This is a genomic window from Brevibacterium sp. LS14, assembly GCF_012027885.1.
GTDB classification, from domain to species: domain Bacteria; phylum Actinomycetota; class Actinomycetes; order Actinomycetales; family Brevibacteriaceae; genus Brevibacterium; species Brevibacterium casei.
The window spans coordinates 1-14,563 of sequence record NZ_SJXG01000050.1; the positions used below are offsets into that span (position 1 = coordinate 1).

Annotated in this window: 14 protein-coding genes; 8 read left to right on the plus strand and 6 right to left on the minus strand. The window is 66.5% G+C overall.

Annotated features, from left to right (window positions below):
* Positions 1 to 800 (plus strand): ISL3 family transposase (locus EZE58_RS10470; protein WP_167559983.1); only part of this gene is annotated, 800 nt, incomplete at its 5' end.
* Here the strand turns inward: EZE58_RS10470 and EZE58_RS10475 are convergent.
* Complete coding sequence (locus EZE58_RS10475) at positions 788 to 1,552, minus strand: hypothetical protein (protein WP_167560524.1); 765 nt, start codon at positions 1,550 to 1,552, stop codon at positions 788 to 790. The two genes, EZE58_RS10470 and EZE58_RS10475, sit on opposite strands and share 13 nt — an antisense overlap.
* A gap of 52 nt (positions 1,553 to 1,604) precedes the next feature.
* Positions 1,605 to 2,417, minus strand: coding sequence for a DUF262 domain-containing protein (locus EZE58_RS10480; protein ID WP_167560526.1), 813 nt, complete (start codon positions 2,415 to 2,417; stop codon positions 1,605 to 1,607).
* Positions 2,418 to 3,206: 789 nt separating this feature from the next.
* Here EZE58_RS10480 and EZE58_RS10485 point away from each other — a divergent pair.
* The 7 genes from EZE58_RS10485 (at position 3,207) to EZE58_RS10515 (ending at position 10,066) form a co-directional block, all read left to right on the plus strand.
* Positions 3,207 to 4,517, plus strand: a complete 1,311-nt coding sequence (locus tag EZE58_RS10485; RefSeq protein WP_063250239.1) for an enolase C-terminal domain-like protein — start codon at positions 3,207 to 3,209, stop codon at positions 4,515 to 4,517.
* Positions 4,518 to 4,580: 63 nt separating this feature from the next.
* The gene (locus EZE58_RS10490) at positions 4,581 to 5,969 is read left to right on the plus strand and encodes a sugar porter family MFS transporter (protein ID WP_131248386.1); all 1,389 of its coding nucleotides are present in this window, start codon (positions 4,581 to 4,583) and stop codon (positions 5,967 to 5,969) included.
* A 26-nt stretch (positions 5,970 to 5,995) separates the two neighbouring features.
* Complete coding sequence (locus EZE58_RS10495; RefSeq protein ID WP_131248387.1) at positions 5,996 to 6,412, plus strand: RbsD/FucU family protein; 417 nt, start codon at positions 5,996 to 5,998, stop codon at positions 6,410 to 6,412.
* Positions 6,409 to 7,302: an amidohydrolase family protein gene (locus EZE58_RS10500; protein ID WP_131248388.1), complete on the plus strand. Its 894-nt coding sequence runs from the start codon at positions 6,409 to 6,411 to the stop codon at positions 7,300 to 7,302. Before EZE58_RS10495 ends, EZE58_RS10500 begins: the two co-directional genes overlap by 4 nt.
* Entirely contained in the window at positions 7,299 to 8,291 is a 993-nt protein-coding gene (locus tag EZE58_RS10505) for an aldo/keto reductase (RefSeq protein ID WP_131248389.1), read from the plus strand. The genes EZE58_RS10500 and EZE58_RS10505 overlap by 4 nt, the downstream gene beginning before the upstream one ends.
* A 63-nt stretch (positions 8,292 to 8,354) precedes the next feature.
* Positions 8,355 to 9,236: a fumarylacetoacetate hydrolase family protein gene (locus EZE58_RS10510; protein WP_131248390.1), complete on the plus strand. Its 882-nt coding sequence runs from the start codon at positions 8,355 to 8,357 to the stop codon at positions 9,234 to 9,236.
* 68 nt (positions 9,237 to 9,304) lie between these two features.
* Complete coding sequence (locus EZE58_RS10515; RefSeq protein WP_197907841.1) at positions 9,305 to 10,066, plus strand: SDR family oxidoreductase; 762 nt, start codon at positions 9,305 to 9,307, stop codon at positions 10,064 to 10,066.
* Between the two features lie 10 nt (positions 10,067 to 10,076).
* On the opposite strand, the gene EZE58_RS10520 is transcribed toward EZE58_RS10515, so the two are convergent.
* The 4 genes from EZE58_RS10520 to EZE58_RS10535 form a co-directional block, all read right to left on the minus strand.
* A complete protein-coding gene (locus EZE58_RS10520) occupies positions 10,077 to 10,784 on the minus strand; it encodes a FadR/GntR family transcriptional regulator (protein WP_101624516.1) in 708 nt (235 codons plus the stop codon).
* A 100-nt stretch (positions 10,785 to 10,884) separates the two neighbouring features.
* Positions 10,885 to 11,853, minus strand: a complete 969-nt coding sequence (locus tag EZE58_RS10525) for an ABC transporter substrate-binding protein (protein ID WP_101624515.1) — start codon at positions 11,851 to 11,853, stop codon at positions 10,885 to 10,887.
* 70 nt (positions 11,854 to 11,923) lie between these two features.
* Positions 11,924 to 12,970: an ABC transporter permease gene (locus tag EZE58_RS10530; RefSeq protein ID WP_101624514.1), complete on the minus strand. Its 1,047-nt coding sequence runs from the start codon at positions 12,968 to 12,970 to the stop codon at positions 11,924 to 11,926.
* Entirely contained in the window at positions 12,971 to 14,494 is a 1,524-nt protein-coding gene (locus EZE58_RS10535; RefSeq protein WP_101624513.1) for a sugar ABC transporter ATP-binding protein, read from the minus strand. It abuts the gene before it with no gap.
* Positions 14,495 to 14,563 lie beyond the last annotated feature (69 nt).

Below are 14,563 nucleotides of genomic sequence, written 5' to 3' on the forward strand. Positions count from 1 at the left end.
GGCGTCACACGCGCCACGGCGACAAGTACGTGACCGTGATCATCGACCTCACCCCGGCCCGGAACAAGTCCGGGCCCGCGCGGCTGCTGGACATGGTCGCGGGCCGGTCGAAGGCCGTGTTCAAGCAGTGGCTGGCCGATCGTCCTCGGGCGTGGCGGGACGGGGTGGAGGTCGTCGCGATGGACGGGTTCACCGGGTTCAAGACCGCTGCCGCCGAAGAGCTACCCACCGCAGTACCGGTCATGGATCCGTTCCACGTCATCCGTCTGGCAGGTGAGGGACTGGACCGGTGCCGGCAGCGCGTCCAGCAGCACACCCTCGGGCACCGGGGCCGGGCCGGGGACCCGCTCTACCGGGCGCGGCGGACCCTGCAGACCGGCGCGGACCTGCTCACCGACACCCAGCGCGCCCGGCTGGACACGGTATTCGCGGCAGACGAGCACGTCCAGGTCGAAGCGACCTGGGGCATCTACCAGCGGATGGTCGCCGCCTACCGCGAGCCCAACAAGACCACGGGCAAGCAGAGGATGCGAGCGGTCATCGAGTCGGTCGCCAGCGGCGTCCCAGACGCGCTGGTCGAGATCCGCACACTCGGCCGGACGCTGAAGCAGCGCGCCGCAGACGTGCTCGCCTTCTTCGACCGGCCCGGGACCTCGAACGGGCCGACAGAGGCCATCAACGGCCGACTCGAACACCTCCGCGGCTCCGCCCTCGGCTTCCGCAACCTCACCCACTACATCGCCCGATCTCTACTCGAGGCCGGCGGATTCAGACCCCGACTACACCCTCAACTGCGATGAGCCAGTTTTCCATCCTCGATCTGTGTTCGAACGCGTCCAAGATAGGCGGCGGGCACACTGTCTTTGATTCCAATGTTGATCGGCGTCTCGGTCAATGCGAAGTTCGCGATCTGGTTGTACTGCGTACGGTCCGTAACGCCAGACTTCATCAGGTAGTTCTTCGGAACGAGATGGTGAATGTCCCCGGACTCCTCCATCATCTGCCCCACGGTGATGTGCTTCGACAGGAACCCCTTAGCCTGTTTGTGCACCTGCGCGGCGAGGAAGACCGAGAAATACGGACTCCTTATGCTCGTAGTGTTCATACTGGACGGGAGTTCGATCTCCCAGAAGCCGTCGGTGAGCTGTCCGCGCTCGATCTGATCGAGATAGTTGGCGACGCCCAGTTCGCCGATTCGACGCATGTCGACCTCGAATTGCGTCTCGAAAGATCCTGACGCGCGCCCTGTCAACATTGACATGACAAACCATCGACGAACCACGCTCTTGATCTCACCGTCTGTCATCTGCTTCTCGGCGCGCAACCGGATGAACAGCGCATACGCGAAGTTGAGCGCGTTCTTAGAGGTGATCATCTTCGCCTGAGTGAAACCTGCCGATTTTACGGTGAGGACAAACTGCTGGAAATTGTACTGATTGACGATCTCCAGCAGAGCGTTTTCCAAAGTCTCGAATGACTGCACGGCGAGCTCTTCGCTGAAGGACCGAGTTTCGAAATCCCGGCCGGACAGCAGACTGACGAGCGAAGCCATCCTTCCTCTGCCGAAGCCTCGCAAACCGGCGATTCGAATGACGTCCGTGTACTCAGGGGGTGGTGTCATTCCTCAGCCAAGCGATTCGTTCCATCAATCCGGAATCAGCGAACGCTTTGTCATTCGCCGAAATGTCATCGTACGCCTGCGGGTGACGCGCCATATGGCAGAAATAGTCGATGAGCTTGCGGAGGTTCGAGCCGTACATTCCGTGGCTTGAGATCTTGCTCATCGCGAAATCGGCACTGGAAAGGGTAACGCCTTTCGAGTTGATGCGTATGAAAATCTCGGTGACCGTGTTGATGTCGAGATCGTCAGCGAGTGTGATGATGCCGACCTGAGCATTCTGAATTCCAGCAAGCCGCTCAAAAGCGTCCTCGACTGCGTTGGCATCTGCCTCCGGGTTGGCTTCGAGATACGAACTGATCGACCGGAATGTCGATCGGCTGTTCATAAACTCGGAGATATCCGATATCCAGGCTGGGTCACGGTCAAGGAACGGAGTCAGTGTCTCAAACTTCTCCTCTTGCGGATTGAAGGCGATCTGTATCCGCTTCTTGGCGTAGTTTTTGTCGACGACCTCGGCACCGACCAGAGCAGCAGTCATAGCAGTGATTCGCTGTTGACCGTCGATGAGGATCTGCTTGAAGCCGGAAGTGGAACCGTCTTTGAGCCCGACGTCCTGACTCTGCCACGTGATGAGGTAACCGACAGGATAGCCCTTGTACAGGGAATCGAGAAGATCGCGCACCTTCGTCGAAGACCAGACGAACGGCCGTTGCATCTCGGGGATCGCGATCTGGCCACTGCGGACCCACGAGAGCAATGTCTGGACCTGGTCCTGCCTCACTGAATACTTGGACACCTCAGACTCCTTGCAATTGCACTCAACGTCCTGTTCAGAACCTCAATGTACACTCAGATCGACTCGTCGACTGGCCAACGCGATAGACAAGTTCGCAGTCATTCTGAACGGATTGATGGGCCAGCCGCGAGGCGGCGAACGCACGTGAAATCAGGACCCTTCGCGACTACGTATCGAATCCCATCCACATCGGCAGGCGAAGGCAGCGAGACATGCGCCGAACCCCATAACTGCGAAATGGCCCAAGAGTTCTCGTCTGCCCTCCATGCACCTCAAAGATTGTGCAATTTTCTACTCGCTGAACGGGCAATGAGAACACCGGTTCAGGTCCATCTGTCTGCGAGATGCAACACCAGGGGCAGGGAGGTTGACCCATGGCGAACTGGATCGTCGGACTTCGCCATCGTCCGCACACAACGGAGGCGGCGTCCCAGAAACACCAGCCCTCCGAGGTCGACTGGAGCATGGCTTCGATCGCCCGCTCGGCCACGGGGCTGGCCTCAGACCCGCAGATTGCCACGAGTCTCCATCGCCGCTTCGAGGTCCCGCTCGACGCCATCAATGGTGATCGGCCCCTCAGACACCAAACGGTCGCGCGCAGACATCCGATCACTCGTCACTGCAGTCACTGCCCACTCCCCTGCTCATTGGCCGCAACCACACCATCCTCACCCTTGACCACTTAAACATCCTATGTTTAAACTCGGGTTGATGAGCGTGACCGAGTATCTGGACGATCGCCCCGTTCAGACATCCGATCACAACACCGCAGTTGTGTGAAAGGACGCAATGTCTACCATCTCCTCGATCGACGTCGTCGACCTCCGATTCCCCACTTCGGCGAGCCTCGACGGCTCCGATGCGATGAATCCGGACCCCGACTACTCCGCGGCCTACCTCATCGTCTCCACCGACTCAGCCGACGGCCATGAGGGACACGGGTTCGTCTTCACGATCGGGCGCGGCAACGACATCGAGACCGAAGCCGTGCGCGTCATCGCCGAGACCCTCATCGGACGCGAGGTCGAACCGATCCTCGAGGACATGGGCGGCTTCTGGCGCGAACTCGTCCACGACTCGCAGCTGCGCTGGCTCGGACCTGAGAAGGGCGTGAGCCATATGGCCATCGGCGCCGTCGTCAACGCCCTCTGGGACCTCAAGGCGAAGCGGGCGGGCCTGCCGCTGTGGGAGCTGCTCGCCGCCATGAGCCCGGCAGAGATCCTCGACCTCATCGACTTCCGCTACCTCTCGGACTTCATGACCAGGGACGACGCGCTCGCGATCCTCGAACGCGCAGAACCCGGTCGGGCCGAGCGGATCGCCGAGCTCCGCGAGACCGGATACATGGCGTACACGACGACACCCGGGTGGCTCGGCTACTCCGACGAGAAGCTCGCGCGGCTGTGCCGGGAGGCCATCGCTGAGGGCTTCGACCAGATCAAGCTCAAGGTCGGAGCCAACCGGGACGACGACATCCGCCGCCTCGGCATCGCCCGGGAGATCTGCGGGCCTGACTTCCCCATCGCCGTCGATGCCAACCAGCACTGGGACGCCGCCGAGGCGGTCGACTGGATCGACGACCTCGCTCCTTTCGGTCTCCGCTGGGTCGAGGAGCCGACCTCGCCGGACGACATCCTCGCCCATGCCCACATCCAGAAGCACATCGCCCCGACCCCCGTCGCCACGGGTGAGCACTGCCAGAACCGGATCGTCTTCAAGCAGATGCTCCAGGCCGACGCACTGCGGGTCATGCAGATCGACGCCACCCGGGTCGCCGGGGTGAACGAGAACATCACCAACCTCCTCCTCGCCGCTCACGCCGAGGTCCCCGTCTGCCCGCACGCCGGGGGCGTGGGGCTGTGCGAACTCGTCCAGCACCTCTCGATGTTCGACTTCGTCGCCGTCTCCGCGACCATGGACGACCGCTGCATCGAGTTCGTCGACCACCTCCACGAGCACTTCCTCACCCCCGTCGACGTCCACGACGGGCGCTACTGGCCGCCCACGGCACCCGGCGCCGGTGCCGAGATCCACCGGCGGACGCTCTCCGACTACGCGTTCCCCGGCGGTCCTGTGTGGCACGCACGCGAGATCGCCTGAGCGCAGCCCGCGTCCCGGCGCACAGACTCCGAGCACCGAAACCGAACAATGAGGATCGACGACGTGACCGACCGCACCACCACCGACACCCCGCTCACCCGCAGCCACGACAGTGAGCCGATCCCCCGCCGGATCATCCTCATCGCCGTCCTCGCCGGCTTCTCCGGTCTCCTCTACGGCTACGACTCGGGCGCGATCTCGGGCGCCCTGCCGCTGCTCATCGACCAGATGGGCCTCGACGCCGGCGAGCAGGGGCTCATCACCTCCCTTCTCCTCTGGGGCGCCCTGCCCTCGATCATCGGGGCCACGCTCGCCGCCCGCCGCTTCGACCGCCGCCACCTCCTCATCGTCGCCGCCGTCATCTTCTTCGTCGGCTCGCTCGCCTGCGCCTTCGCACCGACACCCGCGGTCCTCGGGGCCGCCCGCTTCTTCCTCGGCCTCGGCGTCGGGATCGCCAACATGTTCGGCCTCATCTACCTCTCCGAACTCTCCCCCACTCGCATCCGCGGACTGCTCACCGGGCTCTACCAGCTCGCCGTGAACTTCGGCATCCTCGCCGCCTACATCGTCGGCGATGCCTTCCAGACATCGGGTCTGTGGCAGTGGATCCTCGGCGTCGGAGCGATCCCCGCCGTCGTCTTCTTCGGCGGCATGGTCCTCTCCCCCGCCAGTCCGCGCTGGCTCATCACCCGCGGACGCGACGCCGACGCGCTCAGGGTGCTCGGCGCCCTGCGCGGAACCGAGGAGATCGCCCGCCTCGAGTTCACCGACATCAAAGACAGCCTCGCCCAGCAGGAGGCCGGACTGCGCGGACTGACGACCTCGGCCCGCCGCCCCATGATCGTCCTGCTCGTCCTCACGTTCTTCCAGGTCTTCACCGGCATCAACGCCGTCGTCTACTATGCCCCGATCATCTTCGCCCAGTCGGGCATGGGCGATCGCGCCGGAAGCTACGCGAACTACGGCGTCGGCATCGCCCTCGTCGTCTCCACGGCCATCGCCCTGCCGATCATCGACCGGCTCGGCCGCGTCCGCCTGCTCGCGATCTCCATGCTCGGGCAGACCGTGGCGATGATCGCCCTCTGGCTCCTGCCCGACGCCGGCTGGGTGTCCATCGCCGCCGTCTTCGCCTACACATTCGCCTTCGGCATCGGCATGGGGCCGGTTTTCTGGCTCCTCGTCCCCGAGGTCCTCCCCCTGTCCGTGCGCGCCATCGGCACCGGCGTCATCACCTTCACCCAGTACCTCTTCAACGCAACGTTCGCCTGGGCCTTCCCCGTCGCCCTCGACGCGATCGGTCCGCTCGTCTTCCTCGTCTTCGCGCTGCTCTCGGCCGCCGCCCTGTGGTTCGTCCTCACCCGCGTCCCCGAGACGTCGGGGCGCTCCCTCGAGGAGATCGAAGCATACTGGAGGACGAGAGGGGCATCCGCCTCGGCGACCGACCAGGACTGACCCCGCACCGACGCAGAGGAGAGCCCATGCTCACCACCCCGATCACCCACCCCGAACTCCTCGCCGCCCTCGCCCGGTGCGGTCACGGGACGACGATCCTCCTCGCCGACGGCAACTATCCCCACCTCACCGGCGCAGCTGAGGGCGCCACCCGGATCGCCCTCAACGTCGCCCCCGGTCTCCTCACCGTCGACCAGATCCTCGCCCCGCTGGCACAGATGATCCCGATCGAAGCGTGCGCGTTCATGCTCACCGCCGAGGCCGGCACCGCTCCCGCCGTGGTCGGCTATACGGTGATCCTGCCGGACGTGCCCTTCACCGGGCACGAGCGCTTCGCGTTCTACGACCTCGCCCGCAGCCGGGACCTCGGCCTCGTCATCGCGACCGGGGACCAGCGCCAATACGCGAACCTCCTCCTCACGGTCGGAGTCGTCGTGCCATGACAGAGCTCATCGACTCCCATCTCCACCTCTGGGACCGCGACCGCTTCACCTACCCGTGGATGGCCGGCCTGCCGGACCTGCCGCGCACCTCCCGGCCCGGCGAGCTCGAAACGGCGGCGACCGGGGCGATCGTCATCGAAGCCGGCGCCGCCCGTGATGAGGCCTTCGCCGAGGTGGAATGGCTGACCCGGATCGCCGCCGGGCCCCCGCTCATCCGCGGCATCGTCGCCGCCGTCGACTGCACTGATCCGGGCCTCGCCGAGGCGGTCGACCGGCTCCGCTCCCACCCCCTCGTCGTCGGGGTGAGGGACAATTTCGAGGGTCGGGCCACAGGCGACCTCGCCGTCGGAGCCTCGGAGACCGCCGACACGCTGCTCGCCGGAACCCTGACCGCCCTCGACGCGGGGCTGAGCATCGACCTCTGCGTGCGCGCAGAACAGCTGAGCGAACTCGAGACATTCGTCTCCGCGATCGTCAGCGCCCGCGGCTCGGCCGACCGGGTCGTCATCGACCACCTCGGCAAGCCCCTGCCCGCCGATCCGGACTTCGCGCATGACGGATGGGCAGCGGCGATGGCTTCGCTCGCCCTGCACCCCGGCCTCCACGTGAAGTTCTCCGGACTCCCCGGTCAGGTGCCCGGGCGGGTGAGCGGCGAGGCCGCGAACGCCCTCGCCGCACGTTATGCGGCCGACACTCTCGCGGCCTTCGGCCCGGCCCGGACGATGTACGGCTCGGACCACCCCGTCTCGACGACCGGCCACGGTCTCGGACTGCCCGTGTGGGAGGAGGCTGCGACCTCCGCGCTGCGCACCGTCCTCGACGAGGCGGACCTCGCCGCCGTCCTGGGCGGGACCGCCGCCGACTTCTATCTCTCAAGGAGGAGCGAATGACTCTGAGGAACTCCGTCGTGCAGCGCCTGCACGACATGCGCACGCTCGGATTCGGAGGCGCCCCGATCGGAAACCTCTACCGGCAGATCGACGACGAGACCGCCCATTCAGCGATCGAGGAAGCCTGGTCACTGGGAATCCGGTACTACGACACCGCACCCCACTACGGTCTCGGGCTGAGCGAGCGTCGCCTCGGCGAGGTGCTGCGGACCAAGCCCCGTGAGGAGTACCTCGTCTCGACGAAGGTCGGTCGGCTCGTCCGCCCCGCGGAGGACCCGCAGGAGTGGGACGACGAGGGCTTCGCCGTGCCCGGCGACCAGGCCCGTGTGCGCGACTACTCCCCGGACGGCATCCGCCGCTCCCTCGAGGAGTCCCTCGAGAGGCTGGGCCTCGACCGCATCGACATCGTCTACATCCACGACCCCGACGACCACTGGACCGAGGCGATCGACGGGGCCGTGCCCGAACTCGCACGCCTGCGCGACGAGGGGATCATCGGCGCGTGGGGTGCCGGGATGAACCAGGCGGAGATGCTCACCCGCTTCGTCACCGAGACCGACATCGACGTCGTCATGCAGGCGGGCCGGTACACGCTCCTCGAACAGGGAGGTCGCGAGGACCTCATCCCGGCGTGCGCCTCCCGCGGGGTCGGTATCGTCAACGTCGGCGTCTTCAACTCCGGGATCCTCGCCAACGCCGACCCGGGCAGGAAGGCGAAGTACAACTACGAGGACGCACCCCGAGAGGTCCTCGACAAGGCCGAGGCGCTCGCAGCATTGGCCGCGGAGTGCGGGACGACGCTGCCGGCGGCAGCCGTCCAATTCAGCCTCCGGGACCCCGCGATCACCAACGTCACCCTCGGCATGCGCACACCTGACCAGGTCAGACGCAATGTCGAACTCGCCGCCCACCCCGTACCCGAGGACTTCTGGGCCCGCGCGGTCGCCGCGGGACTCCTCACCGCCGACCCTGCGACGCTGGGCCCGTGAGGCCCCGCGACCACCGACCGCCCATCCACTCGACCCGACCCTGACAGCACAGAGGAGTTGCGAATGAGACTCATGAGAATCGGCGACCGCGATGCCGAGACCCCCGTCGTCGACGTCGACGGCCGACACTTCGACCTCAGCGCCGTCGTCACCGACATCGACCCGACGTTCTGGGCGGACGGCCCTGCCCGGATCGCCGCGGCGCTCGAGGCCGGCACCCTGCCGGAGATCGACATCAGCGGGCAGCGCATCGGCGCACCGATCGCCCGGCCTTCGGCCGTCATCTGCATCGGCCAGAACTACGCCGCGCACGCCGCCGAATCCGGTGCCGCGGCACCGACCCAGCCGATCATCTTCCTCAAGACCCCGAACACGATCACCGGACCCTACGATCCGATCGGCATCCCGCCGCGTGCGACGACGTTCGACTGGGAGGTCGAGCTCGGCGTCGTCATCGGTGCCCGGGCCGCCTACCTCGAGAGCCCGGAGGCCGCCGCCGAGGTCATCGGCGGCTACCTCGTCGCCAACGACCTCTCCGAACGCGACTACCAGACGGTGCATTCGGGAGGGCAGTGGTCGAAGGGCAAGGTCGTCAAGGACTCGATGCCGCTGGGACCCTGCCTCGTCACCGCCGACGCGATCGACCCGCACCGGCTCCGGCTCGCCAGCTGGGTCAACGGGGAACCCCGGCAGGACTCGAACACCTCTGACATGATCTTCCCCGTCGAGGACATCGTCTGGCGGCTGAGCCAGTACATGCAGCTCGAGCCCGGCGACGTCATCTCCACCGGGACCCCGCAGGGCGTCGCCCTCTCCGGCCGCTTCCCCTACCTCGAACCCGGGGATGTCTCCGAGGTCGAGATCGAGGGACTCGGTCGACAGCGGCAGGCCTACTTCCGGGTCGACGCTCCCGCCGGGACCGGCGCCGACCTCCTCCTCGACTGACCGGCCGACGTCCATCGGCCTGTGACGTCGACCTCCACCATCCGACTCCAGAGAGAAAGCTGCACAGCATGAGCACCATATCGGAATTCGCCGGTCTCACCGCCCTCGTCACCGGTGGCGCATCGGGCATCGGCAGGGCCGTGACCGAGCTCCTTCTCGACGGCGGGGCGAACGTCGCCGTCCTCGACCTCAACCCCGCAGGCGCTCCGGACGGCGCACTCGGGCTCGCCTGCGACGTCTCCGACCGTGCCTCCGTCGCGGCCGCCGTCGAGGCGGCGGCCGCGGAGTTCGGCGGCATCGACATCGTCGTCAACAACGCGGGGATCGGGGCACAGGGGCAGGTCGATGCCAACGACGATGCCGAATGGGAGCGTGTGCTCAGCGTCAACGTCGTCTCCGTCGCCCGGGTCACCGCCGCCGCCCTGCCCTACCTGCGCCGCTCGGAGCACGCAGCGATCGTCAACACCTCGTCGGTCGCCGCCACTGCGGGACTGCCCGACCGTGTCCTCTACTCGGCGAGCAAGGGAGCGATCTACTCGATGACGCTGGCCATGGCCGCCGACCACGTCCGTGAGGGCATCCGCGTCAACGCCGTGTGCCCGGGCACCGCGAACACCCCGTGGGTGATGACCGGGCTGATGGCCAGGGCCGAGGACCCCGAGGCGGAGCTGCGGGCGCTCAACGCCCGCCAGCCGCACGGTCGCCTCGTCGAACCCGAGGAGGTGGCGCGCACGATCGTCTTCCTCGCCAGTCCCCTCCAGGGATCGACGACGGGCACGGCCGTCGCCGTCGACGGTGGCATGCAGGGACTGCGTCTGCGTCCCGAATGAGACGGCTTCCTCAGGCTTCGGCGATGTCGTCGAGATCCTCCTCGGTGACGACATCGACGTGGTCGACCCAGCGCTGGACGCCGGAGACGTGAAGGATCATGATCGACTGGGCCAGCCTGGCGTCCCCGGCGGCGAGCGCATCGATGATGAGCCGATGCTCCTCGAGCGTGCGCTCGACGGCTCCGGCCTCGGTCATCCCCCGCCACGTCCTGGCCCGGGTCGTCTTCATCGACACGGCCTCGAGCATCGCCGCCAGGTAGGCGTTGCCCGAATGCTTCGCGATCGTCGAATGGAACTCGAAGTCGTGGGCGACGAGGGACTCGACCGAGGCGGGATCCGTGTCGCTGATCGTCTGCCGCAGCTGAGCGAGACCCTCCTCGTCGATCCGCTCGGCCGCCCGATACGCGGTCTCGGCCTCGAAGATCCGACGGACCTCGAGGATCTCCTTGAGCGACCCGGAGGCGTGGACGTCGACGAGGAAGGACACCGCCTCGGTGAGGTCTTCGGCCGAGAGCGAGGTGACGTAGGTGCCCGATCCCCGGCGGACGTCGAGGACGTTGATGAAGTCGAGGGCCTTGACCGCCTCGCGCAGCGAGTTCCGTGACAGGCCGAGGCGTTCAGCGAGCTCGGCCTCCGGCGGCAGTCGGTCGCCGGGCCGAAGCTCGCCGGAGACGATGAGGTCCTTGATCTTGTCGAGCGCGTCGTCCGTCAGTGCCATGGCCCCAACCTAGTACACGACCGCCTCGGCGGAGACGACCGCACCCCGGCGAGGTGGGAGTCCGTCCTCGCCGAGGCGGTCGCGCCGTCCTCCGAGCGGATCATTCGTAGAGCAGCTCGGCGATCTTCGGGTCCCCGATGTTCGACTTGTCGTACCAGTAGAAGCTCGTCGGGATCTCCTTCTCGAGCTCTTTGCCGTCGATGGCGTCGACGGCGGCCTGGACGGTCTTTCCGCCGATGTCGAGCGGGCTCTGCGTCACCGCTCCGAGCATCGAGCCGTCCTTGATCGCATCGATCTGCGCCTTGCCGGAGTCGAATCCGACGACGGTGACATCGGTGTTCCCGAGCTCCTTGACGCCCTGGACGACGCCGATCGCCGCGCCTTCGTTCGTGCCGTAGAGGCCGGCGAGGTCCTTGTTCGACTGGAGCATCGCCTTCGTCGCATCCGCGGACTTCGCCTGGTCGCCGTCGGCGTTCTGCTCCGCGACGATCTCGATGCCCGGTTCGTTGGCCTCGAGGTACTCGACGAAGCCGTCGCGCCGGTCGACACCGGTCTGCGCGGTCTCCGAATGGGTGACGATGCCGACCTTGCCCTTCCCGTCGAGGGCTTCGGCGAGCTTCTTCGCATCCTCGGCCGCGGCCGCCTTGTTGTCGGTGGCGACCGTGGTGAGCGGGATGTCGCTGTCGACGCCGGAGTCGAAGGCGATGACGGGGATGTCACTCGACTGCGCCTGCTGGAGCAGAGGGATGACGGCCTTGCTGTCGAGCGCGGCGATGGCGACGGCGTCGGGCTGCTTGTCGAGGGCTCCCTGCAGCTGGGTGACCTGCTGTTCGACGTCGGTCTCGCTGTCGGGGCCCTCGAAGGTCACGGTCACCCCGAGCTCCTTCGCCTTCTCCTCGGCGCCCTTCTTCACGGTCTGCCAGAACTGGTGCTGGTAGCCCTTGGAGATGATCGCGATGGTCCGTTCGCCCTCACCTCCCCCACCTGATCCGCCCGACCCGCAGCCGGTGGCGATGAGCGCTGCGGCAGAGAGAGCCGCGAGCGAGGTGAGCAGCTTGCTGGTCCTCATGGTGTTCTCCTTCGAATGATGAGGCGGTGTGTGGGTGCCGTGGTGGAACGTGATGGGACGGTGGGCCTTCCTAGGTCGAGGACCCGCTCGCCGAGTTCTTCTTCCGGACGATGTCGAGGTAGACGGCGAGGAGGACGACGACGCCGATGGCGACCTGCTGCCATTCCTGGGCGACCCCTGCCATCCGCAGGCCGTTGTCGAGGACGGCCATGATGAGCGCGCCGATGACCGTGCCGATCATCGACCCCCGGCCGCCGGCGAGCGAGGTGCCGCCGATGATCACCGCGGCGATCGCCTGCAGCTCGATGCCGGCGCCGCCGGTGGGCTGAGCCGAGCTGAGACGGGAGGCCGAGAGCACCCCGGCGAGGCCGACGAAGAGGCCGCAGAGGACGTAGACGGAGATGAGCCACGCCCGGACGTTGACGCCCGAGAGCCGGGTGGCCCGCTCATTCGATCCGATCGCGAAGGCCGTGCGTCCGATGAGGGTGCGCTGCAGGATGATCACGGAGACGACGATGAGGACGAGGAAGAGCACGGTGCCCAGGGGCAGGCGCATCCCCGGCACGAGCGAGGCATTCATGATCGCCCCGAACCCCGGCTCTTCGGTGAAGTAGATCGGCTTCGTGCCGCTGATGACGAGGGAGAGCCCCTGCGTGACCATCATCATCCCGAGTGTGGCGATGAAGGACGGGAGCCCGAGGACGGCGACGTTGAATCCGTTGATGAGCCCGATGAGCCCGCCGAAGCCGATCGTCAGGGCGATGCCGACGGGCAGCGGCAGGCCCATGTTCGTGATGAAGACCCCGGCCATGACTCCGCAGAGGATCATGCCCGTTCCCACCGAGAGGTCGATGCCGCCGGTGATGATGATGAACGTGACGCCGAGGGCGAGCAGCCCGACCGTCGTCACCGTGGTGAGGATCGTCGAGAGGTTGGTCAGGGTGAGGAACGAGTCGGGATTGATGATCGCGAAGACGATGACGATGATGACGAGACTGGCGACGGCGAGCAGCTGCTGCAGCGAGTTGCGCCACCGGCTGCGGGTGCCCGCCGGCCGACTCGGCGACGACGCTGCGGTCGTCTGCGACGCGGGGGCGGAGGCGAGTTCGGTGTTCATTCAGGCCACGATTCCCATCGATTCGGTGTACCGGGTGGCGAGTTCCATGATCGAGTCCTGCGTCGCCTCGGCGGCGTCGAGGATGCCGGTGAGGTGGCCTTCGCTGAGCACCGCGATGCGGTGGGAGAGCAGGAGGACCTCGGGCAGTTCGGAGGAGATGACGATGATCGACTTGCCCTGCCGGCTGAGTTCGCGCAGGAGCGCGTAGATCTCCGCCTTCGCCCCGACGTCGATGCCGCGGGTGGGTTCGTCGAAGATGAAGACGTCGCAGTCGCGCACGAGCCATTTGGCGATCGCGACCTTCTGCTGGTTGCCGCCGGAGAGCCGCTCGAGGATCTGCTGGATCGACGGGGTCCGGATCTTCAGGGTGGAGACAAAGTCACGGGCAGCGGCGTCGATCCGCCGTTCGTCGGTGAAGCCGGCGCGGCTGAAGCGGCGCAGACTCGGCAGGGCGATGTTGTCGCGCACGCTCTGTCCGGTGAGGACGCCGAGCTGCTTGCGGTCCTCGGAGAGATAGCAGATGCCCATCCGTGCCGCGGCGGCGGGATTGGGGATGCGCACGCGCCTGCCTCCGAAGCGGATCTCGCCCGCCGAAAGCGGGTCGGCACCGATGATCGCCCGCGCCGTCTCCGTCCGCCCGGCGCCCATGAGCCCGGCCAGACCGAGGATCTCTCCGCGCCGCAGGCCGAAGCTGATGCCCTTGAGTTTCGCCTTCGTCGCCAGGTCGCGGACCTCGAGGACCACCTCGGCGGTGCCCTGATAGCTCGGGACCTCGGTGACGGCGTCGAGTTCGCGTCCGACCATCATCCGGATGACTTCGGGCATGTCCGTCGTCGCTGTGGGCACGGTTCCGATCTTCTCTCCGTCGCGGATGACGGTGATGCGCTGAGTGATCGCCTTGAGCTCGGGCATTCGGTGGGAGATGTAGATGACCCCGGTCTCGGGCGTGACGAAGCGGCGGATGAGGCCGTGGAGGATCTCGACCTCCTCATCGTTGAGGGCGGCGGTCGGCTCGTCCATGATGAGGATCCGCGCGTCCTGGTTGAGCGCTTTGGCGATCTCGACCATCTGCTGCGCAGCCACGGTGAGGCGACCGACGACCGCCTTCGGGTCGAGGGTGAGACCGAGCCTTGCCAGGAGCGCCGCGGCATCCCGGTTGAGCCGACGTTCGCTGATGAAGGGACCGATCCGCGGTTCCCGGCCGAGGTAGATGTTCTGGGCGACGGTGAGGTCGTCGACGAGGTTGAACTCCTGGTGGATGATCGCGATGCCGAGGCGTTCGGCCTCGGTCGTCGATCCGATGCACACCGGCTTCCCGTCGATGCGGAACTCTCCGGTGTCGGGCGTGTAGACCCCGGAGAGCAGCTTCATCAGCGTCGACTTCCCGGCTCCGTTCTCCCCGACGAGTCCGAGGACTTCGCCGGGGCGGAGATCGAGATCGACATCGGCAAGGGCGCGGACGCCGGGGAACGACTTCCCGGCGCCGCGGATGTCGAGCAGCGGGGTGCTCGCGGTATCTGACATCTGGCGGGACTCCTCATTGAATACCTAAGACATCCTATGTCTGTAGTTCAGACTAGATGCCTCGATCGT

Coding starts and splice junctions, on each gene's coding strand:
- EZE58_RS10475 (WP_167560524.1), bottom strand. CDS start 1,552: ATGGCTTCGCTCGTCAGTCTGCTGTCCGGCCGGGATTTCGAAACTCGG.
- EZE58_RS10485 (WP_063250239.1), top strand. CDS start 3,207: ATGTCTACCATCTCCTCGATCGACGTCGTCGACCTCCGATTCCCCACT.
- EZE58_RS10495 (WP_131248387.1), top strand. CDS start 5,996: ATGCTCACCACCCCGATCACCCACCCCGAACTCCTCGCCGCCCTCGCC.
- EZE58_RS10500 (WP_131248388.1), top strand. CDS start 6,409: ATGACAGAGCTCATCGACTCCCATCTCCACCTCTGGGACCGCGACCGC.
- EZE58_RS10505 (WP_131248389.1), top strand. CDS start 7,299: ATGACTCTGAGGAACTCCGTCGTGCAGCGCCTGCACGACATGCGCACG.
- EZE58_RS10510 (WP_131248390.1), top strand. CDS start 8,355: ATGAGACTCATGAGAATCGGCGACCGCGATGCCGAGACCCCCGTCGTC.
- EZE58_RS10515 (WP_197907841.1), top strand. CDS start 9,305: ATGAGCACCATATCGGAATTCGCCGGTCTCACCGCCCTCGTCACCGGT.
- EZE58_RS10520 (WP_101624516.1), bottom strand. CDS start 10,784: ATGGCACTGACGGACGACGCGCTCGACAAGATCAAGGACCTCATCGTC.
- EZE58_RS10525 (WP_101624515.1), bottom strand. CDS start 11,853: ATGAGGACCAGCAAGCTGCTCACCTCGCTCGCGGCTCTCTCTGCCGCA.
- EZE58_RS10530 (WP_101624514.1), bottom strand. CDS start 12,970: ATGAACACCGAACTCGCCTCCGCCCCCGCGTCGCAGACGACCGCAGCG.
- EZE58_RS10535 (WP_101624513.1), bottom strand. CDS start 14,494: ATGTCAGATACCGCGAGCACCCCGCTGCTCGACATCCGCGGCGCCGGG.